20 protein-coding genes are annotated in these 20,231 nt (G+C 67.8%); 14 read left to right on the top strand and 6 right to left on the bottom strand.

Going from position 1 to position 20,231, the window contains the following annotated elements:
- Window positions 1-71 precede the first annotated feature (71 nt).
- The 3 genes from C8J36_RS08150 (at window position 72) to C8J36_RS08140 (ending at window position 3,319) form a co-directional block, all read left to right on the top strand.
- Window positions 72-1,688, top strand: coding sequence for a HAMP domain-containing sensor histidine kinase (locus tag C8J36_RS08150; protein WP_132534058.1), 1,617 nt, complete (start codon window positions 72-74; stop codon window positions 1,686-1,688).
- Window positions 1,660-2,814, top strand: coding sequence for a peptidoglycan-binding protein (locus C8J36_RS08145; RefSeq protein ID WP_132534056.1), 1,155 nt, complete (start codon window positions 1,660-1,662; stop codon window positions 2,812-2,814). Before C8J36_RS08150 ends, C8J36_RS08145 begins: the two co-directional genes overlap by 29 nt.
- A gap of 157 nt (window positions 2,815-2,971) precedes the next feature.
- A complete protein-coding gene (locus C8J36_RS08140) occupies window positions 2,972-3,319 on the top strand; it encodes a DUF1491 family protein (protein WP_132534054.1) in 348 nt (115 codons plus the stop codon).
- Between the two features lie 28 nt (window positions 3,320-3,347).
- On the opposite strand, the gene C8J36_RS08135 is transcribed toward C8J36_RS08140, so the two are convergent.
- Together C8J36_RS08135 and C8J36_RS08130 are read right to left on the bottom strand one after the other, a co-directional pair.
- The gene (locus C8J36_RS08135) at window positions 3,348-4,403 is read right to left on the bottom strand and encodes a DUF2336 domain-containing protein (protein ID WP_132534052.1); all 1,056 of its coding nucleotides are present in this window, start codon (window positions 4,401-4,403) and stop codon (window positions 3,348-3,350) included.
- Between the two features lie 509 nt (window positions 4,404-4,912).
- Window positions 4,913-5,872, bottom strand: coding sequence for an SH3 domain-containing protein (locus tag C8J36_RS08130; protein WP_245506496.1), 960 nt, complete (start codon window positions 5,870-5,872; stop codon window positions 4,913-4,915).
- A 476-nt stretch (window positions 5,873-6,348) separates the two neighbouring features.
- On the opposite strand from C8J36_RS08130, the gene C8J36_RS08125 reads away from it, so the two are divergent.
- On the top strand, window positions 6,349-6,630 hold the full coding sequence (locus tag C8J36_RS08125; RefSeq protein ID WP_062594704.1) for a hypothetical protein: 282 nt from the start codon (window positions 6,349-6,351) through the stop codon (window positions 6,628-6,630).
- Window positions 6,631-7,089: 459 nt separating this feature from the next.
- A complete protein-coding gene (locus C8J36_RS08120; protein WP_132534048.1) occupies window positions 7,090-7,290 on the top strand; it encodes a hypothetical protein in 201 nt (66 codons plus the stop codon).
- A gap of 122 nt (window positions 7,291-7,412) precedes the next feature.
- Here C8J36_RS08120 and C8J36_RS08115 read toward each other — a convergent pair whose 3' ends face one another.
- The 3 genes from C8J36_RS08115 to C8J36_RS08105 all read right to left on the bottom strand — a co-directional run bounded on the left by C8J36_RS08115 (window position 7,413) and on the right by C8J36_RS08105 (window position 11,010).
- Entirely contained in the window at window positions 7,413-7,958 is a 546-nt protein-coding gene (locus C8J36_RS08115) for a hypothetical protein (protein ID WP_062594706.1), read from the bottom strand.
- Window positions 7,951-8,661 (bottom strand): DUF1214 domain-containing protein, encoded by a 711-nt coding sequence (locus C8J36_RS25275; protein WP_245506495.1) that lies wholly within the window; start codon window positions 8,659-8,661, stop codon window positions 7,951-7,953. The genes C8J36_RS08115 and C8J36_RS25275 overlap by 8 nt, the downstream gene beginning before the upstream one ends.
- Window positions 8,662-8,871: 210 nt before the next feature.
- The gene (locus C8J36_RS08105) at window positions 8,872-11,010 is read right to left on the bottom strand and encodes a PBP1A family penicillin-binding protein (protein WP_245506525.1); all 2,139 of its coding nucleotides are present in this window, start codon (window positions 11,008-11,010) and stop codon (window positions 8,872-8,874) included.
- A gap of 391 nt (window positions 11,011-11,401) precedes the next feature.
- Between C8J36_RS08105 and C8J36_RS08100 the strand changes: the two genes are divergently transcribed.
- The 3 genes from C8J36_RS08100 (at window position 11,402) to C8J36_RS08090 (ending at window position 14,318) form a co-directional block, all read left to right on the top strand.
- Entirely contained in the window at window positions 11,402-11,869 is a 468-nt protein-coding gene (locus C8J36_RS08100; RefSeq protein WP_132534044.1) for a YcgN family cysteine cluster protein, read from the top strand.
- Window positions 11,870-12,037: 168 nt separating this feature from the next.
- Window positions 12,038-12,679, top strand: coding sequence for a hypothetical protein (locus C8J36_RS08095; protein ID WP_132534042.1), 642 nt, complete (start codon window positions 12,038-12,040; stop codon window positions 12,677-12,679).
- A 196-nt stretch (window positions 12,680-12,875) separates the two neighbouring features.
- Window positions 12,876-14,318, top strand: a complete 1,443-nt coding sequence (locus C8J36_RS08090) for a terminase family protein (RefSeq protein WP_245506494.1) — start codon at window positions 12,876-12,878, stop codon at window positions 14,316-14,318.
- Between the two features lie 551 nt (window positions 14,319-14,869).
- Here the strand turns inward: C8J36_RS08090 and C8J36_RS24830 are convergent.
- Window positions 14,870-15,034 carry a hypothetical protein gene (locus C8J36_RS24830; protein WP_156468088.1) on the bottom strand — a complete coding sequence of 55 codons (165 nt, stop codon included), beginning with the start codon at window positions 15,032-15,034 and terminating at the stop codon, window positions 14,870-14,872.
- Window positions 15,035-15,255: 221 nt separating this feature from the next.
- Between C8J36_RS24830 and C8J36_RS08085 the strand changes: the two genes are divergently transcribed.
- The 6 genes from C8J36_RS08085 to C8J36_RS08060 all read left to right on the top strand — a co-directional run bounded on the left by C8J36_RS08085 (window position 15,256) and on the right by C8J36_RS08060 (window position 20,231).
- A complete protein-coding gene (locus C8J36_RS08085; protein WP_132534040.1) occupies window positions 15,256-15,918 on the top strand; it encodes a glycoside hydrolase family 19 protein in 663 nt (220 codons plus the stop codon).
- Window positions 15,915-17,117 (top strand): phage portal protein, encoded by a 1,203-nt coding sequence (locus C8J36_RS08080; protein WP_245506493.1) that lies wholly within the window; start codon window positions 15,915-15,917, stop codon window positions 17,115-17,117. The genes C8J36_RS08085 and C8J36_RS08080 overlap by 4 nt, the downstream gene beginning before the upstream one ends.
- A gap of 83 nt (window positions 17,118-17,200) precedes the next feature.
- A complete protein-coding gene (locus tag C8J36_RS08075) occupies window positions 17,201-17,509 on the top strand; it encodes a DUF6107 family protein (protein ID WP_062594713.1) in 309 nt (102 codons plus the stop codon).
- 84 nt (window positions 17,510-17,593) lie between these two features.
- A complete protein-coding gene (locus C8J36_RS08070; RefSeq protein WP_062594714.1) occupies window positions 17,594-18,169 on the top strand; it encodes an HK97 family phage prohead protease in 576 nt (191 codons plus the stop codon).
- Window positions 18,166-19,434 carry a phage major capsid protein gene (locus C8J36_RS08065; protein WP_132534038.1) on the top strand — a complete coding sequence of 423 codons (1,269 nt, stop codon included), beginning with the start codon at window positions 18,166-18,168 and terminating at the stop codon, window positions 19,432-19,434. The genes C8J36_RS08070 and C8J36_RS08065 overlap by 4 nt, the downstream gene beginning before the upstream one ends.
- Before the next feature lie 227 nt (window positions 19,435-19,661).
- A complete protein-coding gene (locus C8J36_RS08060) occupies window positions 19,662-20,231 on the top strand; it encodes a phage head-tail connector protein (protein WP_132534036.1) in 570 nt (189 codons plus the stop codon).

Raw genomic sequence — 20,231 nt, 5'->3', positions numbered from 1 at the left:
CAGCGATCGCCAGCGCCCCTTCGGGAGCGACGCGAAACGATCGCCGCGGCACCTCATGAGACCGGGGCAGGATGTTCCGGGCAACAAAAAATGCAGGGTCGGGCGTGACAATTGTGCGGAACATCGCTGGAAGGTTTGCGTCCCGCGTGGACGATGCCGCCAGGCTCTGGTTGCCGCGTCCGGCACCGACGGCCCGCGAACTCTCGGCGCTGCGCACCGTCGCCGCCTCCGCCCTCATCGCCTTTCCCGTCGCGCCGCTGGCGCTGGCCGCCGTTCTGCCGCTGTCGCTGGCGCTGCCGGTCGGTGCCGGTCTCGTCGGCGCGCTGACGCTGGTCGGCGGTCTCTGCGCCGTCGGCCTTGCCGGCCGCGCCCCTGCGACCGTTTTGCCGGCACCTCTGCCGACGGCGGATGCCGCGCCCGCCTATGATCTCTTCGCCGGCCTCGTGACGCTGCACGATCTGCGCGGCTCGGTCACTGCCGTGCACGGCCGCGATGCGTCCGCCTTCCTCGCCTGGATGCGCGACCCCACGGGCCGCGGCTTCATCGAGCAGATCCACGTCTCCGACCGCATCGCCTTCCTGCGCGCCATCGACGCCATCCGGCTCGGCGCCGGCAGCGAAACGGTCGAGCTGCGGCTCGAGCGCGGCTCGATGACCGAAGGCGGCGCACAACTGCTGCATGTCCGCTGCGAACTGGCGGCCATCGTCGACAACGGCGTCCTGTCGGGCATTCTCGTCCAGTCGCGCGATATCTCGGCCGAAGTCGCGCTGAAGGCCGATGCTGCCTCCAAGGCGCAGGCCGCGGAAAGCGCCAACGAGGCGAAAAGCCGGTTCCTTGCCGCCGTCAGCCACGAGCTGCGCACGCCGCTCAATGCCATTCTCGGCTTTTCCGATATCCTTTCCGGTGAATATTTCGGCCGGCTGGAAAACGATCGCCAGCGCGAATATGTCGCCCTGATCAACCAGTCGGGCGCGCATCTGCTCTCCGTCGTCAACACGATGCTGGACATGAGCAAGATCGAGGCCGGCCGTTACGAGCTGATCGCCGAGCCCTTCGTCGTGGCCGATGCCGTCTCCGCCTGCGAGGCGATGCTGGGCCTGCAGGCCGAGGCCAAGGGCGTGAAGCTGGCAAGCCGCATCCTGCGCGGCGTCGGCGAGGTCCATGCCGACCGCCGCGCCGTGCAGCAGATCCTCATCAACCTCGTCGGCAACGCCATCAAGTTCACCGACGCCGGCGGCATCGTCACCATCGATGCCGAGGTGGTGGGCGCCGATCTGCGGCTGACCGTCAGCGACACCGGCATCGGCATTCCCGCCGAGAAGCTCGCGCATCTCGGCCAGGCCTTCATGCAGGTCGAGAACGAATATACCCGCGCCTATGAGGGCACCGGCCTCGGGCTGGCGCTCGTCAAGGGGCTGGTGGCGCTGCATGGCGGCGGTTTCGACATTTCGAGCCGCGTGCGCGAAGGCACGGCGATCCGGATCAGCCTGCCGCTCGACGGCTCCGGCATCCGCGATGTCGATCAGGCCGACGGTGGCGAGGCCATCGCCGAATTTCCGCCGCGCCTGAAGGCCCAGGACCCGCGCCGGACAGAGGCGGGCGCAACGCCCGGGACCACCGATGCCGAGACGCGCGGCGTCGAGAAAGGAGGTGCGACCGATGGCGAAGCCTACGCGAAAACAGCCTGACCGGCGCAAAACCCCCACCACCAAGGCCAGGACGGGCGCCAAAGGCGCGACCGCGCTGAAGCGCAAGGGATCGTCGCGGCCCAACATCGTGCTGCGGGCGGCCTCCGGCCTGCTCGGCCTTGCGCTGCGCAATCCCGCCATCTTCGGCGGCGGCGCGGCCTTTGCCGTCGTGTTCGGTTTCGTCGCCGCCAATGCGCTCTGGTACCAGCCGAGCCACCATCCGTCGCCGCTGCTGCGCACCCGGCTGCCCTTCACCCATCCGGACCCCGCGCGCGTTTCGCTGAGCGACCCGCAGGATGTGCCGGACCCGAGCAAGGTCACGACCTTCGTCATCCGGCGGGAAGGCGAGGGTGGCGCGGGCGATCCGCAGACGGCCGCGGCCGAACCGGGGCAGATGCCGTCCGAGACGGCTCCGACCGGCGAGCGCACCGCGAGCGTCCCCGCGCACGACACGCTGGCGACCTTGCCCGGCGAGCCGGAGGCCCAGTCCCAGCCGGAGACGGACCTCGACCCGGCGGGCCTCGTGCGTGCCGTGCAGGCGGAGCTTGCCCGCCACGGCTTTTACGACGGCGAGGCCGACGGTCGTCTCGGCCCGAAGACCACGGCCGCCATCCGCCGCTTCGAACAGGCCAAGGGCCGCCCACAGACCGGCGTCGTCAGCGCAAGCCTGCTGGCCGCGCTGCGCGGATCAGGATCAGCCGGATCGGATATCGCCACCATCACGCCGGCACAGCGCCCGACGGCCATTCCGCCCGCGCAAAAATCGGCAGACGGCGGAACGGTCGAGATCGACCCGATCGCCGCCGCGATCCGGGCGGCGGAAGGCGGCGCGGAAGTGAAGCCGAAGCCGGCCCCCGTCAAAGCCCCCGTCAAAGCGACCGAAACGGCCTCCGCCGAGCCGGCGCCGGTGCGCACCGCGCCGACCGCGGGGCAGGGCTCCGGCATGGTCATGGCGATCCAGCGGGGGCTTGCCAATCTCGCTTATACCGACGTCTCGATCGACGGCGTGGTGGGCGACCAGACGCGTCTCGCGATCCGACATTTCGAAAAGCACTATCGCCTGCCGGAGACCGGCGAGCCGAGCCAGGCGCTTCTGCTGAAGATGAAGGAAATCGGGGCGATCTGAGCCTCGGACTCTTTCGAAAAAGGCAGGGATTGCCGCGGTTTGCCGGGGCTTCCGGACTCAACCCGGCAGGGATTTCGCGTGTCCGGTGAAGAGACCGGCCTCAAGCGCCTGACACGGCAGCGATAGACGCCGTTGCGCGACCGCTGTAGGAAGGGCCATGCGCCTTCGCTCCGACATCTTCGTTTCCGCCATCACCCGCCGCGTGTTTTCGCGTGGCGACACCGCGGCGGTGCTGCGCAAGGGGGCCCAGGCGGCCGGCGCGATCTTCCTCCGCCAGCGCGCCCGCGACGGGGTCGAGACCCTGTTCGGCCCGGCCCCGCAAAGCCTCGTGACGGAGCAGGAGGAGGGCGGCCGGCTGTTCGAGCGCCGGCTGTCCTCGGCCGATCCGGAGGCCATCGACGCGGCCCTCGCGCGCGAGATCCGGTTCGATCCCGACTGCTGGGTGGTGGAGCTGGAGACGTCCGATGTCTCCGATCTCTTCGAAACCAGCCAGCCCGATTCCTGAAGCCGATCCCTGAGCCCTGACGCTTGCGTCAGCGCGCGCCGCGATGGAGCGTGCGGCGGTAGAAGGTGGAGACGACCTGCTGCGTCTGGTTGGCGGGGGACGGGTAGGTCGTGGGCTGGCGCGGATCTTCGGCGCGCTCCGGGCCGAGCACCGGGGCATGGCGCTGTCCACCGTCGCGGCGCGCGGCGTCCGCGGCGATCCAGCCTTCGACGCGGTTGCGCGCCTCCAGCGGGTCGATGCCGTCGAGCAGCGCGTCGCAGCGCGTCGCCGCACCGCTTCTTTCGGACAGATAGGGATAGAGCCTGGTCAGCATGCGCACCATCTCCGCCCGCTCGGTGCCGAGCGCCGACAGGGTGACGGCCAGCTGCCAGCCGGAGACGTCGAGCACGAGGCGCTCCCCGAACACGGCGGAGCAATCGAGCGCATGCGACAGGGTGGCGGCGAAAAGATTGACCTCGCCCGAGCGCGAGAAGCGCACGAGCAGCGCCTCATGCGTGGCATCGAGCGACAGGAGCGCACGGCGGGGCGGGGCGGCCGGCGCCTGCAAGGGCTGGCCGACGGTCCGGGTAAGCGCTTTCAGCTCGGCCCGCAGCCGCTCCTCGCGCTCCCGCGTCGCGGTGGCCGCAGCCTCGGCCCGAGCTTCTGTTGTAAGGGTTTCGGTCAGAAGGGTTTCGGTTCTCGTGACGTCCGTTTCCGGCGTTTCGGCCGGTCTGGCGGACGCGTCGCGGCCGGGCGCACTGTCGCGCCGTTCGACAAGGGCATCGACGACGCGCACGCTCAGCTTGTCGCGGCGCGCGATGGTATTGGCATGGGCGGGGCTCTGGTTGCGGATGATGTCGAGGAGAACGCGCTCGTCGATCGCCATGGCGCGCGTGAGGAACAGCGCGGCGATGGCGATGGGGGCGCTGCCGATCTGCAGCGCGACGGACGGGGGGACATTGGGGCTTCTGGCGAGCGCGGCAGCGGCCTGGCGGCGCGCCTCGTCGCTGGAGGCGGCAAACAGCGGCTCGAACAGCTCGCAGAACTGCTTGAGGTCGGAGGCGCGCGGCTGGCGAAGCCCCTCGAAGCTCGACACCGTGGCCATCAGCACCGCGTCTTTGACGCGGCCATTCCGAGGTCTTTCCAATTCACGAAAACGGTCCGCCACACGTCCACCTCATACGCAAAACACTGACGCAATCCTGAAGCAGGGCAATCCCCGCCGGACGTCTCGATCGCACCCTCCCGCCGCCGGTTTCCGCTCACGCATCTTCCGAACGTCTCCGAACAAAGCGTTGAAGTCTCTCGGAATGACGGAGGCAGGTGTCGCAGCGATGGCAACGAGCGCGCCATGAGAGGGAGATTATGACGACGTGGTTAACATCGGCTTAAGGGCGCCCCGGATCGGGGCAGGCCGCGCGCAAGGCGGGACCGCCCTGTCGTGGCGGTTGCAGGCGGAGACGAGGCGGGCGACGCGCGTTGCGGCTTGTGTCGGCGGAGTCCGCCTGCCGGGAACCGTCGAAACAGTTCGGGCGGCGCCTGGGTCCGGCGCCGCCCGTCTCTCTCACGTCTCTGTCAGGTCCAAGTCTCTGTCAGGTCGCTCGGACCGCGCGCTTAGAGCACGCAGCTGGGATCGTTGACGTCGCAGGCGCGACGCTCGCGGCGATCGTTGCGGCGGTCCTCGTTGAGGCCGTTGGTGCCGCGGCGGTCGTTGTCCCGGCGTTCCATGTTCTGCCGGTCGTTGTCGCGCCGGTCGTTGTCCTGCCGCTGGTTTTCCTGCCGCTGGTTATCCCGGCGATCATTGTCCCGACGGTCGTTGTCCCGCCGATCATTGTCCCGACGCTCATTGTCGCGACGATCATTGTCGCGGCGCTCGAACTGCGGGCGATCGCGGTTGCCGTCGCCATCCCGATCGAAGCGGCGACGGTCGCGGTCCCGGTCCCGATCCCGGTCGGAGGCACCGTTGTTGTTGTCGTCGAAGCGCTGACGGTCGCGTTCGCGCTGGCGCTCGAAACGTTCCCGGTCGCGATCCCGGTTCCGATCGCGCTCGATCTGGTTGCGGTCCTGCTCGATGCGGAACCGATCCCGCTCGACGCGGTCGCGTTCGCGTTCGACCTGGTCCCGGTTGCGATCCCGATCCCGATCCCGGTCGCGATCGTAGCGGCCCTGGCCGCCGCGCCAGTATTCGCGGTCGCGGTAGAAGTCGCGGTTGCGGTAGTTGCGATCCCAGTAATTGCCGAGCTCGAAGGTGACGGTGGGGATGCCGAGCGGGCGGTAGTAGCGCGGCGCCACATAGACGCGGTTGCTCTGATACTCGGCCTGAACATAGGTGCCGGAGACCCAGCCGCGGCCGCGGGCGAAGGACACGTCGCACCAGTTGGCATCGGCCAGGCAGCCGTGGATTTCGATGGGCGCGCCGACGGGAATGACCACGACGGCGGGGTAACGCGTGCTCGGGCCGGAGCGCATGTTGACATTGGCGGTGGCGAAGCCCTCCGCAGCGCTGGCCGCGACCGGCGTCAGCAGCGTGGCGGCCAGCGCGATGCCGGACAGGATGGATTTGACGGAATACACTTCAGGGTCCTCCAGTGAGCTCTCCGGCGCGCGGTCTGCACCGGAAAAAGGGCAGATCAGGCCGGCGGCGATAGGCAAGTAACACGTTCGAAACGCGTCCGTATGATGGCGGCTCCGCCCGTGGTCCAAGGTTTGCGGCGGTCTCGCCCCACGCTTCTCCATTGGCCCCGCGCTTCTCCGTCGGCAATGGCCAAGGAGAGCAGGTGGGCAACGTCGCGCGGAAAAGACCGCCAAACGCGTTTTCTCCTGCGCCTGCAAACCAGATCACGTCACGAATGCGCACCGCCACGCGAGCGTCGGGCGAAGCAGAAAAGATTTTCCGCCTGTTTTGTTCCTAGGTCCGCCGGCCTGAACGGTTCCTGAACGATGCCGGACGGGAAAAAGGATCGGCCCTCAAAATAGGGGCGGTGCTGGCGGGCGGGAACAAAAGCGCGGATCGGCCGTTTACGGGGCAGTTCGAACAGGAGCCCCGGACAATGATCGATAAGAAATTCGCCACCGTTTCCAGCGCAGAAGCCGAAGTCGAAGCCAGCGTCGCCAAGAGCGAACTCGACAGCCAGATTTCCGATCTGCGCGCCGAAATCGCCCGTCTGACCGACTCGGTCTCGGCGATCGGCAGCGGCGCGAAGGCGGTGGTGCAGTCGGAAGCCGAAGTGCTGACCGAGCGCCTGCGCGACCGCGTTCGCGAAGAGCCGGTGACCACGCTTCTGACCATCGCCGGCGTCTCGTTCGTGCTGGGCCTTCTCGCCCGCCGCTGACGCGATCGTCCGTCACAATTGTATACCGCCTGCAGCCGCATCGTCCGAAAGGGCGCTGCGGCTGTCTGCGACTGGAAAACAGCGCAGTTTTCCGCTGCAATGGCGACAGGCTTTCATTTTATTTCATGCGAATCACGGGTTTCAACGGGTAAGCGGCAGGTTTCTCTGATGTTTTCCATCGCTAGGTTTGGGGCTTCCGCGGTTAAGGCCATGTTAACGAAGCTATGGCCCAATCATCACGCGGGACGACGCGTCGAAAATGCCGAGCCGGCCCTGCAATTCGAGCCGAAATACATCCGGGATCATCCGGAAGAAGGAGCAACGAGAACGGCGCTCATGTCCACCCCAAAAGGTGTCCCGAAAGGGAACCCCGAAGGTGTGGTGAAGCGTCAGCCCGACGAGGGCAGGATGAGATCTGTTTCAAGTTCATCCGTCTCATCCAGATCATTGGAGACGAGAATGGCAGATGTTATCAGACTTCAGGACCGCCAGCATCGCGGCGGCCGCAAGATGACCCCGGACGGGGCCCGGCAGGACGCGACGATCCTGCTCTTCACCGGCATTCGCTACGAGCGCATGGACGGCGCCCCGGCCACGACCGGCCCCCACCCCAAAGCCTCGGCCGTCAAGCCGCTGAACGGTTCGACCCACAAACATTGATGGCCAGAGACATTGATGGCCGCAAACATTGATGATTTGCGCTGGCGTTTGCGCGGTCGATGTCACCATCGCGCGGAACGGTCTCGCCTGATCGTCCTATCTGCCGCACCGCGACATTTGCCTCACCGCGACAGGGGTTCGCACCCGGCTTCCGCGAGGAAGCGGCTGGCGGCGGCCTCGTAGCTGCCGAGCGGGGCGAGCGCCCGCAGCACGGCATAGCCTTCGTCGTCCGGCATCTCCACCGTGATGGTCTGCCCGATCGTGTCGGCCGGCTGCTTGCGCAGCTCCACGAGCTGCAGCGGCGTTGCCGCGACGACATCGACGCGGTTGTCGACCGCGGTGGCATTGCTCATGCTGAAGATCTCGTTCGAGCCGGAATCATAGATCGCCAGCGACCAGAACGGCACGTCGCCCGCCGCGGTGAAGCGCACCGGCCCGCCCAGCACAGAAAAACCGCAGACCGCGACGCGCAGATAGGGGTCGTCGTTCGACAGGCCGGTCGGCCCCGGCGCCGAGGTGAGCGGGAAAAAGCTGTCCATTTCATAGAGCCCGAGCACCCGGCTATAGGCATCCTCCGCCGTGAAGCGCGGCAGAGCCAGAATGATGACGATGTGCAGCAGGGCGGCACCGATCACACCCACGAGGAGCGCATAGAGAAGGCTACGCATCGCCGCATCCCCGCTGGACGATGGCCGGCATGACCAGCTCGATGGCGCCCGAGGAATTGGCGGTCGGCGCATCGAGAAGCGTCAGCACAAGGCGGAACCGGCCGACCGGCGGGACGGCGGGCGGGCTAGCCGGCGTGGTGGCCGGCGTGCTGGCGGGCGTATTGGACTGGGTGCCGTTCAGCGCGCTGGCGGCATCATAGGCGGCGGCGGTGGCGGCGGCGCGGCGCGGATCGTCCGGCGGCGTGATCGCCAGCCAGTTGTCCGGCTGGGCATCCGGCGCGACGTGGATGACGAAGGACGTATCGGCCTCGCGCAGCACGGTCCAGGCATTGAGCGCGACCGGCAGCGTCTCCGACGCGGTCAGCGGCCGGTCGGACCGGTCGGTCGCAAACAGGGTCCAAAAGCGGGCAGGCGGGGTGTTGCCGACGATATCGTAGCGGCAGGCGCCCGACAGCGGCCGGCCGGCATCGTCGGTGTCGGCGGTAAACCGCATGCCCTCAGCCTTGCCGTAGAGCAGCCGCCCGGCGCGCGCCCGGTGGGCCTTGGCATAGGGGTCGGTATCGGCGGTCTGGGCATTGGGATAGGCGACCCAGGGGCCGAGCTGGATCGACCCGAAACCGGTGGACGCCTTCAGCGCGAAATTGCTCACGGCAATGCCGCCGCCAAAGGCGACGCAGAGGGTGAGCGCAACGAGAAAGGGCACGCGAAACATCAGGACTGGCGGCTTTCGGGCGTAAGGGGTGCGGGTGGGGCGGTTTCGAAACGAGTGCGAGTGGGTTGCCCCTCATCCGGCTGCCGCCACCTTCTCCCCGTTTTGACGGGGAGAAGGGACTTTGGGCGGGGGTATGCGGCAATATGAAGGGTCGGGATGGGCTGGATGGGATGCATCTGAAAACGGGAAAGCATCACGGCATCAATTGCTGGCGGCGGCGGCGGGTTTGGGGGTGGCGCTGGCGACTTTTCCGGGGGTGGCGGGGGGTATGTCGAGGGGCGGGGTGGTTTCGAAGCGGGTGCCGAGCGCCTTCAGGAGGCGGGTGACGTCGCCGGAGAGCATGCGGGGGCGCACGAGGGGCGGCAGGGCGTTTTCGTCGGTCTTGGCGACGGCAGCGGCCGGCTTGTCGTTTTTGGAGGGGGCGGGCGGCGGGGCGATGCCGGGGATCGCGCGGTGGTCGATGCCCTGTTCGGCGTAATCCATCAGCCGCTTGAAGGCCATGGCGGGCAGGGAGCCGCCGGTCATGTTGTTGGTCGAGGTATAGTCGTCGTTTCCGAACCAGACGGCGGCGGTATAATCGCCGGTGAAGCCGACGAACCAGGCATCGCGATAGGACTGGGTGGTGCCCGTCTTGCCGCCGGCCACGACGCCGTTGTCGAGGGCGGCCTTGCGCGCCGTGCCGATGATCGGGATCTGCGTCAGCATGTAGTTCATCGAGGCCGTGGCCTTTTCGCTGAGCACACGCTCTGCCGGCGGGGCATCGCGGTTGAAATCATAGAGCACGTCGCCGTCATAGTTCAGGATCTGGCTGAGGCCGTGGCGGCGCGCCTGCAGGCCGCCGGCCGGGAAGACGGCATAGCCGGTCGCCTGGTCCATGACGGTGAGTTCGGAGGTGCCGAGCGGAATGGTCTTGTCGGGCCGGATCGGCGTTTCCACGCCGAAGGCCTTGGCGAGCGCGACGATGCGGGGAATGCCGAGCGTGTCCTTGGCCAGCCGCACCGGCACCGTGTTGATGGAGCGGGCGATGGCATTGAGCAGCGTGACCTTGCCGGAATAGCTGCGGCCGTAATTCTGTGGCGACCAGCGGCCCCAGGTGATCGGCGCATCGCTGATCACGGTCTCCGGCGTCATGCCCTTTTCCATGGCGGCGGCATAGGTATAGGCCTTGAAGGAGGAGCCCGGCTGGCGGAGCGCCTTGGTGGCGCGGTTGAACTGGCTCTCGCCGTAGTCGCGCCCGCCGACCATGGCGCGCACGGCGCCGCCGTTTTCGATCATCACCAGCGCGCCCTGGGCGACGCGGTAGCTCTCGCCATACTGGCGCAGGCTCGATTCGATCGCGTCTTCCGCCGCCTGCTGCAGGCTCATGTCGATGGTGGTGCGCACGATGAGCGAGTGCTGCGCGAAGGGGGCGGCGATGCGCTGAACCTCGTCGAAGGCCCAGTCGAGGAAGAAATCGGGCGCGGTGACCTCGGCGCGATCGACCACGGACGCCGGGTGCAGACGGGCGGCGACCACCTGGCCCTCGGTCATCAGCCCGCCCTGGACGAGATTGGTCAGCACCTCGTTGGCCCGCGCGCGGGCGGCGGGCAGGTTGACATGCGGCGCATAGCGGGCCGGGGCCTTGAACAGGCCGGCGAGCATGGCGCTTTCCGCCAGATTGATGTCGGTGATGGCCTTGCCGAAATAGAATTGCGACGCCGCCGCCGCGCCAAACGTGCCGCCGCCCATATAGGCGCGGTCGAGATAGAGGCGCAGGATTTCCTTCTTCGACAGGTTGCACTCCAGCCAGACGGACAGGAAGGCTTCCTTGATCTTGCGCTCGAAGGTGCGCTCGTTGGAAAGGAACAGGTTCTTGGCGAGCTGCTGCGTCAGCGTCGAGCCGCCCTGGACGACGCCGCCGGCGCGCGCGTTCACGGTCATCGCCCGGGCGAGGCCGAGAAAATCGATGCCCCAATGATCGAAGAAGCGCCGGTCCTCGGTGGCCAGAACGGCTTTGACCAGCGTATCCGGCAGCTCGTCCACGGGAACGCTGTCCTCGTGGATGATGCCGCGATGGCCGATCTCGTTGCCGTAGCGATCGAGGAAGGTGACGGCGAAATCGCTCTGCGCCAGCCAGTTGCCCTTCGTTTCCTGGAAAGCGGGAAGGGCGAGCGCCAGAAGCAGGACCGCCCCGACCGTGCCCCAGGTCATGCCTTCGCCCATCAGTTCGAACACGACGCGCTTCCAGCCGCGCACGCGGAACCGGCGGAAGAAGATGGTGACGTCCTCCCACCATTCCGCAAGGCGGAAACCGGCATGCCAGACGGTCGAATCGATGAAGGCATCGATGCGCAGCAGGATATGGCGCTTCTTCGGACGGTCCGGCGGAGAGGGCGCGGCAGCGCCGGAGAGGGCTTCTGACGGTGAAACGGGCGGGGCGTCGTCCGGGGAGGCCGGGCGCGGGGCCGTGTCGGGAATGTCGTCGCTCGGGCTTGTCAACGCTTCGGACCGTCCTCAATCTCGCGCGATGTTTCGATATCGCACAGGCTGCCGGGCAAAGCAGGCTTTTTTCGCGCGGGATGGCGCCATACTGCCACGGGGCAGCCTTCACGGAAATGAGGATATGTCGGAACAGCCTTAAAAATCTGGAAATGTCCGCTTACATGTGGACACCGGCAGGCCTAGCGCCGGGAGGCCCCCGGGTATAGACGGACGGTGTAATGACGGCAGGACAGAACGGCAGGACGGATCGATGGGCGACGTGCCTTTCTGGAAGACCAAGACACTGGAGACGATGGACGGCGCGGAGTGGGAAAGCCTCTGCGACGGCTGCGGCCTCTGTTGTCTGAACAAGCTGGAGGATTGGGACACGGGCGAGATCGCCTGGACCTCGATCCGCTGCACCCTGCTCGACGGCGACACCTGCCGCTGTCGCGACTATCCCAACCGGCAGGCGACGGTGCCGGACTGTATCCAGCTGACGCCGCAGCAGGTGCGCGACCTTCCCTGGCTGCCGCCCACCTGCGGCTATCGCCTCGTGCGCGACGGCGAGGACCTCTACTGGTGGCACCCGCTGGTGTCCGGCGACCCGGACACCGTGCACGCCGCCGGCATCTCCGCCCGCGGCCGCACGATCAGCGAGGACGATGTCGATATCGACGATTTCGAGGATTACCTGGCCGACTGGCCGACGGATGGCAATTCCGGTGAGAAGAGCTGATTATTTTCCCGATGTAGGAAAATAGTCCTTGACGCCGTGACGGTCCTCGGGTAGGTTTTGTGTATGGTCGGAGATGTGCGGGTGCGGCGGGGCCGCCGGGGCGCAGCCGGCCTTTTGCTTTTTTTGAACCTCCCTCTTCTCCAAACGATCTCACGACAGGACGATGCGATGATCGACGGACAGGCAGATCCGGCGCTGTTTGGCGCGTGGCCGACGCGCTGCGTCTATGACGGGGCGCTGACCGTGGATGCGGACCCGTCCGACGACGAGATCCGGCTGATTCTCGACCGGAAGGCCGCCGATATTCCCGCCGGCGAGGCGCTGGTGGACATGCTGAACGGCATGACGCGGGAACTGCGCGAGCAGATGCAGATGTTCCAGATGCTGCGCCGGCAGGCCGAGCGCCAGACGGCGGAAGCCGGCGAGGAGATCGACCGCAAGGTCGCCCAGGCCGATGCCAAGGCCTCGATCGAGGCGATGTCGCTGATCGTGCGCACGCTCGAAAAGATCGACAGCTTGCAGCGGACGCTGGCGCAGGACCGGGAACGGCGGGACGCGGAGACACTGGACGATGCCGGCTATCACTCTCTTCTCGTCAAGCTGGAGGCTGTCATCGAGCAGCGCGCTGTCGAGCGTTTCCGGGAGCGGGACAGCGTTTTGGCGCAGGCCGGAGACGCGCCTGGCGGAAACGGAACTGGCCGAGACGGGCGGCTTGGGGCCGGATCTGTCGCAGGCGCTGCCGCTCTGGCTGGCGACGGTTCCGTGCCCGTCGTCTGCCGAGCCGGCAACCCGCTTGCACCCTACGGATGAGCGTTCTGTCGCTACCGCCGTGCGGCGGCGTCGGATCGACGCGGCGCACGCAGCGCTGTTTGAGATGATCGTTTCGGATCTTGAGGTGGGCGTGGCGCGGGTCGACGAACGATTGACGGGCTCTCTGGGACGACTGGGCGGCATGGGGCAGAGAATGGCGCACGGCGCTGCCGCTTCGGAGGAGGACAAGCCAGCGATGTCAGTCTCGGTTATCCGGTCCGCCGACGCGGTGCGCGATGCCGTGCGCGATGCGGTGCGGGCGGATATCGCGGCGCGGAGCGTGCGTCCCCTGGCGGATGCGCGAACGGAGACGAGGACGGACGGCGACGGCCGGCCGCAGCCAGAGGGGTTTGCCGCCTGGCTCGCGGCCACCGCCGGCGATCTCTCGCCGGTCATTCTGGCCCGGCTCGCCTCCGACTGGCGGCTGACGGGACGGGCCGAGCAGCGGCCGCCGCCCGGCGACTGGCGGGTGTGGCTGCTGATGGGCGGCCGCGGCTCCGGCAAGACGCGGGCGGGGTCGCACTGGGTGCACGATCTGGCGACCGCACCCGGCGCCCGGCCGGGTCTCCGGATCGCGCTGGTGGCGGAAACGCTGGGTGATGCGCGCGAGGTGATGATCGACGGCGTCTCCGGCATCTGCCGGGTGGCGACGCGGCATCGCCCGGAGTTCGAGGTCTCGCGCCGGCGGCTGGTCTGGCCGAACGGCACGATCGCCCAGATCTTCTCCTCGGAAGATCCCGAAAGCCTGCGCGGGCCGCAATTCGACTATGCCTGGTGCGACGAGCTCGGAAAATGGAAGCACGCCCAGGCGACCTTCGACATGCTGCAGTTCGCGCTGCGGCTGGGGGCAGACCCGCGCATTCTGGTGACGACGACGCCGCGGCCGATCCCCATGCTGAAGGCGCTGGCCGCCGACCCGGCAACGGTGCTGCGCCGCATCCGCACGGCCGACAATGCCGGCAATCTGGCGCCGGGCTTCCTGAAGGCGATGGACGGCCGCTATGGCGGCACGCGGCTCGGGCGGCAGGAACTGGACGGCGAGATGATCGCCGACCGGGAAGACGCGCTGTGGAACCGTGCGGCCATCGAGGCGCTGACGCTGCGCGATACCGGTTCGCTCCGGGAGACGGGGCCGCTCGGCCGCATCGTCGTGGCGGTCGATCCGCCGGCCGGCGCAGGTGCCGACAGCTGCTGCGGCATCGTAGTGGCCGGCCTCGACGGGCGCGGCCGGGCCGTGGTGCTGGCAGATTGCTCGGTGGAGGGCGCAAGCCCCGCCACCTGGGCCGCCGCCGTGGTGCGCGCCTTCCGCCGCTTCGATGCCGACCGGATCGTCGCCGAGATCAACCAGGGCGGCGACATGGTGGCCGCCGTTCTGCGCGGCATCGACGCGCGCCTGCCGATCACCAATGTCCGCGCCAGCCGCGGCAAATGGCTGCGCGCCGAACCGGTGGCCGCACTCTACGAGCAGGGCCGCGTGGTGCATGCGGGGGCCTTTCCCGCACTCGAGGACCAGATGTGCGATTTCGGCGCCGACGGACTGTCCTCGGGCCGCTCGCCGGACCGGCTGGACGCACTGGTCTGGGCGCTGACGGCCCTGATGCTGGAGGGCGGCGGAGAGCCGCGGCTGCGGATGGTGTGATGGGTGCGGGTGCTTGCCGGGCGAGGCGGGTGGTAACGCGTGGCTCGTGGGTATTGTGATGGAGATGACGGCTTTGTCGTTCTCTGTGGCGGCCCCTCATCCCGCTGCCGCGACCTTCTCCCCGCCGGCGGGGAGAAGGGACTTGGAGCGAGCGCTTTGCCACGTCTCCTTTTGCCCCGCCGGCGGGGAGAAGGGACCTGGAGCGAGCGCTTTGCCACATCTCCTTTCGTCCCGCGTGCGGGGAGGAGGTACCGGCAGGCGGATGCGGGGTGGCCGGAGGTGACAGGTGCGTCAATGAAAAAAGGCGCAACCTGTGCGCCTTCTTCAAACCTTGGGATCGACCTCGGTCGCCTACTTCGCGCTGGCCGGTGCCGGCTTGGCGGGGGTGGTGCTGGAGGTGCGGATCTGGCGCCATTCGTTTTCGAAGCGTTCGAAAAGGCTCTGGGAAATCGTCTTCACGGTCATGGTCTCTCCTTAACGCGACGGTTGAGTGCGACAAAAACGCACATGGGACGGAATGGTTCCGCAGATATCTGCAGCGCGGGGATGCGTCAGCCGCGCGCGATGGAGACCTCTGCGGCGGCAGAGCGGTCGTCCGTGCGCGGCGTGGCCACGGCGACGGAGCGCATCTGCTGCCACTCGTTTTCGATCCGGCTGAAGAGATGCGGCGGGATGGTTTCGCGAACGGTGGTCTGCGTCTTCTCTGTCGAGGTCATGCCGTCTCTCCATCCCGAAGGTTTGAAACTGGTTCGATTGTTTAAAATGCGACCATAAGTGGCCGGTCCCGCCCGATGGGCTTACGCTGGCAGATGCTAAACGAAAAGTAAATCAGTGGTTTATGGGATTTAAACGATTTAATTTTTCTAAATCGATTGAATCTCGACATTTTTATGACAACCGGGCGTCCGTGTGCGCCGCGGGAGGAGGAGGTGACCGCATGGACCGGGCGATGGTCTTCGACAGGATTCGCAGGACGCTCTTTGCCGGGCGGCTGACGAGCGGGCAGGTGGCCGGGATCGGCGCGATCCTCGACCGGGCCGAGCGGGCCGGGACGAGCGCGCAGGCGCGTGTCGCACCGTATGATCCGCGCTGGCTCGCCTATCTCCTGGCGACCGCGCACCACGAAACAGGGCAAAAAATGCAGCCTGTGCGCGAGACCCTGGCAATGAGCGACGGGCAGGCCATTGCCCGGCTGGACCGGGCCTTTGCCCGCGGGCACCTGCCGTCGGTGCGCATGCCCTATTGGCGGCGCGATGCGGAGGGCAAGTCCTGGCTCGGCCGCGGGCTGGTGCAGCTGACGCACCGGCGCAACTACGAAAACCTGTCCGGTCTCATCGGCATCGACCTTCTCGGCGATCCCGACCGCGCCATGGACGGCGCGACGGCCGTCGAGATCCTGTTCGTCGGCATGGAGACGGGCGCCTTTACCGGCGTGTCGCTGGCCGATGTGTTCGGCACCGGCCGCACCGACTGGGTCGGGGCGCGAAAGATCATCAACGGACGGGACCGGGCCGTGGAGATCGCGGCCTATGGCCGGGCCTATCATGCGGCGCTGGACGCCGCGGGTTTCTCCTCCATCAGAAGGATCGTCCTGTCATGAAGATGCCGTTTGGCCTGAAAATGCCCGGGTTCGCCGCCGGGACGCCCTTGGAAAAGCGGGAGACGGGAAAACCTGAGACGGGAGGGCCTGAGACGAGAGGGCCCGGGCGCGAAAACAAGGCGGCCGGGTTCGTGGCGATCGCGCAGGAGGGGCGGGCGCACTGGACGGGGCGATCCTATGCCGCGCTGGCGCGGGAGGGGTTTCTGCGCAATCCGGTGGCCTATCGCACCGTGCGGATGATCGCGGAAGCGTCCGCCGCCGTGCCGCTGCTCGTCTATCGCGACGGGCGCGAGGTGACCGACCATCCGGTGCGGCACCTGCTGGCGCGGCCGAACGCCCAGATGGCGGCGGCGGATTTTCTCGAAACGCTCTACGGCCACCTGCTGCTCTCGGGCAATGCCTATATCGAGGCGGTGGCGATCGGCGCGGAAACGCGCGAGCTGCATCTGTTGCGGCCCGACCGGGTGCGCGTGCTCGAAGGGCGGGACGGATGGCCGGAGGGCTATGAATATCGTGCCGGCGGCGCGGTGCGGCGCTATCCCGCGGGATCCGGGCTGCTGCACCTGAAGCTGTTTCACCCGCTCGACGATCATCTGGGGTTTCCGCCGCTGGCGGCCGCCCAGACGGCGCTCGACCTGTCCAATGCGGCGGCGACCTGGAACAAGGCGCTGCTCGACAATTCGGCCCGGCCCTCCGGCGCGCTGGTCTACCAGCCGAAAGAGGGCGGCAATCTTTCGCCCGACCAGTACGACCGGCTGAAAAGCGAGCTGGACGAGGGCTACAGCGGCCCGATGCGGGCCGGGCGGCCGCTGCTTCTGGAAGGCGGGCTCGACTGGAAGGCGATGGGCCTTTCGCCGAAGGACATGGATTTCGTGGAGGCGAAGAACGGCGCGGCGCGCGACATCGCGCTCGCCTTCGGCGTGCCGCCGATGCTGCTCGGCATTCCCGGCGACAACACCTATGCGAACTATCAGGAGGCCCACCGGGCCTTCTACCGCCTGACGGTTCTGCCGCTGATCAACCGCACCGCAACGGCGCTCTCCGCCTTCCTCTCCGACCGCTTCGACACGCCGCTGCAACTGGCGGCCGATCTCGACCAGGTGAGCGGCCTGGCCGGCGAGCGCAGCGAACTCTGGTCCCGCGTCGGGGCGGCCGGGTTCCTGACGGACGCGGAAAAGCGGGCGGCGGTGGGGTATTGAGGCGGCCGGTCGGGCACCGGCGGACGGGCTAGCAGGCCGGCAGGCGGGCAAGCTGGCGGGCGAAACGGGACGAGGTGAAGGATATGGCGATGGCGGAAGATCCGGGACTGTGGATCGCGCGCGGGATCGGGGCGGTGGCGGGGGCTGCCGTTTCGCTCATCTATCTGCTGCCCAAAAGCCGGCACGAGGCGGCGTCGCGGTTTCTGACCGGGACGGTCTGCGGGCTGGTGTTCGGCGGGCCGACGGGATTGTGGGCGGTCGAGCGGCTGGGGATTGCGGGGCGCGTCTCCGGGGCCGAGGTGCTCCTGACCGGATCGGCGGCGGCGAGCCTTCTGGCCTGGTGGGCCCTGGGCGCCGCCGTGCGGATTTCGCGGCGCTACGGGCAGAAATAGCGGACGCGGGCATTTTCGGTCGTTTTCTGGTCGGAGGTCCGGTCGGAACGTCGGTTCAACACATCACAGCATCGGGAGAATTCCATGGCGACTGACCGGTATGCGGTTCGGCGGACGACGGCGGTTGCCGGGTTGACGCTGGCGGGGATGACGGGAGAGGGGCGGTTTTCGGGCTATGCCAGCGTGTTCGGCGAGATCGATCTCGGCAAGGACACGATCGAGCGCGGCGCCTTCCTGCACTCGCTGGCAAAGCGTGGCGCGGGCGGCGTGCGGATGCTGTTCCAGCATGATCCGAACGAGCCGATCGGCACCTGGACGACGATCCGGGAGGACGGGCGCGGGCTGTTCGTCGAGGGGCGGCTCTCCCAGGGCGTGGCGCGGGCCCGCGAGGTGCATCAGCTGATGAAGGGCGGCGCGCTCGACGGGCTGTCCATCGGCTTCCAGACGGTGAAGGCGCGCACCGACGCCAAGAGCGGCATCCGCCGCGTGCTCGAAGCCGACCTTTGGGAAATTTCGGTCGTGACCTTTCCGATGCTGCCATCGGCGCGGGTCTCGAACGTCAAGCATGCGCGGTTCTTCCGCGACAGGGAAACGGAGCTCGTGCGCACGATGCGGCGGGCGGCCCGGATGATGGTGGAACGAAAGGATTTCCTGAGATGACCCAGACACAGACAGCCAATCCGTCGAAGACGGCACCCGAGATCAAGACGATCCCGGACACGATGGCCTCGGCCTTCGAGGACTTCATGGGCGCCTTCGAGGTGTTCAAGGAAGCCAACGACCAGCGGCTGGGCGAGATCGAGAGCAAGCTCTCCGCCGACGTGATCACGCGCGACAAGGTGGACCGGATCTCGCGCGGCATGGACGAGCAGAAGCGGGCGCTCGACCGGATGCTGCTGACGAAGGCGCGCCCGGCGCTGGGCGGCAAGGCCGAGGCGATGAGCTTCGAGGCGGCCGAGCACAAGGCGGCCTTCGACAGCTATATCCGCCGGGGCGACGAGGGCGCGCTGCGCGCGCTGGAGGAGAAGGCGTTTTCGATCGGCTCGGCCAGCGACGGCGGCTACCTCGTGCCGGCGCAGACCGACACGGAAATCGGCCGCCGGCTGCAGGTGATCTCGCCGGTCCGCGCTCTGTCGACCGTGCGGCAGGTCTCGGGCAGCGTGCTGAAGAAGCCGTTCGCGGTCTCGGGTCTCGCCTCCGGCTGGGTCTCTGAAACCGCGGCGCGGCCGCAGACCGCGACGCCGCAGCTCTCCGAGCTCACCTTTCCGACCATGGAACTCTACGCCATGCCGGCGGCGACCGCAGCGCTTCTGGACGATGCGGCGGTGGACGTCGAGGGCTGGATCGCCGACGAGGTGGACATCGCCTTCAGCGAGCAGGAGGGCACCGCCTTCGTCACCGGCGACGGCATCAACAAGCCGAGGGGATTTTTGAGCTACGGCTCCGTCGCCGAAGCCGGCTGGGCCTGGGGCAGCCTCGGCTATATCGCCACCGGCGCGGCCAACGGCTTCCGCTCGAGCGGCCCCGCCGACGTGCTGATCGACACGATCTACGCGCTGAAGGCCGGCCACCGGCAGAAGGCGAGCTTCGTGATGAACCGCAGGACACAGGCCGATATCCGCAAGTTCAAGGATGCCGACGGCAACTATCTCTGGCAGCCGCCGGCCACGGTCGGCCAGGCCGCCTCGCTGCTCGGCTTCCCCGTGGCCGAGGCCGAGGACATGCCGGATGTGGTCGCCGGCAGCACGGCCATCGCCTTCGGCGATTTCCAGGCGGGCTATCTCGTGGTGGACCGCACGGGCGTGCGCATCCTGCGCGATCCCTATTCCGCCAAGCCCTACGTGCTGTTCTACACCACCAAGCGCGTCGGCGGCGGGGTGCAGAACTTCGAGGCGATCAAGCTGGTGAAGTTCGCGGTCAACTGACCGGTTGAACGTTGCGGCGGCGGGCGGGGTGCGTGCCCGGCCGTCGGCGGGCGTTTTCGGGGCTCGATGCCGGAATGACGGCGGGCCTGGGTGGCGACGACGGGCCTGTCGCGCGCACCCCTTCGAACGCACGGCTTTTTATCGCAGCATTGTCCCAGAAGGCGGAGCGAAGGGGCTTCGTCGGGGCGTGCTCTGGGCACCATTTCCTTTTGAGACCGGAGACATCCATGACCATTGCCGAACTGGCGCCGCCGGTGGGCGAGCCGTTGACGCTTGCCGAAGCGCGGGCGCATCTGCGCATCGACGATACCGCCGACGATCCTGTGATCGCCGACCTCATCACCACCGTGCGCGAACATCTGGAGCGCACGACCGGGCTCGTGCTGATCGCCCGCAGCTTCCGGCTCTATCTCGATCGCTGGCCGCAGGGCCGCGTGCTGGAGATCGGGCGCGGGCCGATCCGCAGCATCGAGACGATCACGGGTTACGACGCGCTGGGGGCGCCGTTCGAGACGGATATGACCGGCTTCGTGCTGGATGGCGGGGCGTCTCCGCCGCGCCTGTTCCTGCCGGCGGCACCCGAGACGGCGCGGGCGGTGAATGGCATCGAGATCGATTTCACCGCCGGCTTCGGCACGACGGGGGCGGAGGTGCCGGCCTCGCTGAAGCGGGCGCTGCTGCTGCATCTGGCACTGCTCCACGCCTATCGCGGCGCGGTTTCCCCGGGCGACCAGCCGGCCGACGTGCCGGCCGGCTACGACCGTCTGGTCGCGCCCTTTCGCCGGATGAGGCTCTGA

Origin of the sequence: Rhizobium sp. PP-F2F-G48 (assembly GCF_004342335.1) — a bacterium.
Lineage (GTDB): Bacteria > Pseudomonadota > Alphaproteobacteria > Rhizobiales > Rhizobiaceae > Ferranicluibacter.
Note: the sequence above shows the minus strand (reverse complement) of the source record. Positions and strands in the feature narration are given on the sequence as shown.

Coding starts and splice junctions, on each gene's coding strand:
- C8J36_RS08150 (WP_132534058.1), top strand. CDS start 72: ATGTTCCGGGCAACAAAAAATGCAGGGTCGGGCGTGACAATTGTGCGG.
- C8J36_RS08145 (WP_132534056.1), top strand. CDS start 1,660: ATGGCGAAGCCTACGCGAAAACAGCCTGACCGGCGCAAAACCCCCACC.
- C8J36_RS08140 (WP_132534054.1), top strand. CDS start 2,972: ATGCGCCTTCGCTCCGACATCTTCGTTTCCGCCATCACCCGCCGCGTG.
- C8J36_RS08135 (WP_132534052.1), bottom strand. CDS start 4,403: ATGGCCACGGTGTCGAGCTTCGAGGGGCTTCGCCAGCCGCGCGCCTCC.
- C8J36_RS08125 (WP_062594704.1), top strand. CDS start 6,349: ATGATCGATAAGAAATTCGCCACCGTTTCCAGCGCAGAAGCCGAAGTC.
- C8J36_RS08120 (WP_132534048.1), top strand. CDS start 7,090: ATGGCAGATGTTATCAGACTTCAGGACCGCCAGCATCGCGGCGGCCGC.
- C8J36_RS08115 (WP_062594706.1), bottom strand. CDS start 7,958: ATGCGTAGCCTTCTCTATGCGCTCCTCGTGGGTGTGATCGGTGCCGCC.
- C8J36_RS08100 (WP_132534044.1), top strand. CDS start 11,402: ATGGGCGACGTGCCTTTCTGGAAGACCAAGACACTGGAGACGATGGAC.
- C8J36_RS08095 (WP_132534042.1), top strand. CDS start 12,038: ATGATCGACGGACAGGCAGATCCGGCGCTGTTTGGCGCGTGGCCGACG.
- C8J36_RS08090 (WP_245506494.1), top strand. CDS start 12,876: ATGTCAGTCTCGGTTATCCGGTCCGCCGACGCGGTGCGCGATGCCGTG.
- C8J36_RS24830 (WP_156468088.1), bottom strand. CDS start 15,034: ATGACCTCGACAGAGAAGACGCAGACCACCGTTCGCGAAACCATCCCG.
- C8J36_RS08085 (WP_132534040.1), top strand. CDS start 15,256: ATGGACCGGGCGATGGTCTTCGACAGGATTCGCAGGACGCTCTTTGCC.
- C8J36_RS08080 (WP_245506493.1), top strand. CDS start 15,915: ATGAAGATGCCGTTTGGCCTGAAAATGCCCGGGTTCGCCGCCGGGACG.
- C8J36_RS08075 (WP_062594713.1), top strand. CDS start 17,201: ATGGCGATGGCGGAAGATCCGGGACTGTGGATCGCGCGCGGGATCGGG.
- C8J36_RS08070 (WP_062594714.1), top strand. CDS start 17,594: ATGGCGACTGACCGGTATGCGGTTCGGCGGACGACGGCGGTTGCCGGG.
- C8J36_RS08065 (WP_132534038.1), top strand. CDS start 18,166: ATGACCCAGACACAGACAGCCAATCCGTCGAAGACGGCACCCGAGATC.
- C8J36_RS08060 (WP_132534036.1), top strand. CDS start 19,662: ATGACCATTGCCGAACTGGCGCCGCCGGTGGGCGAGCCGTTGACGCTT.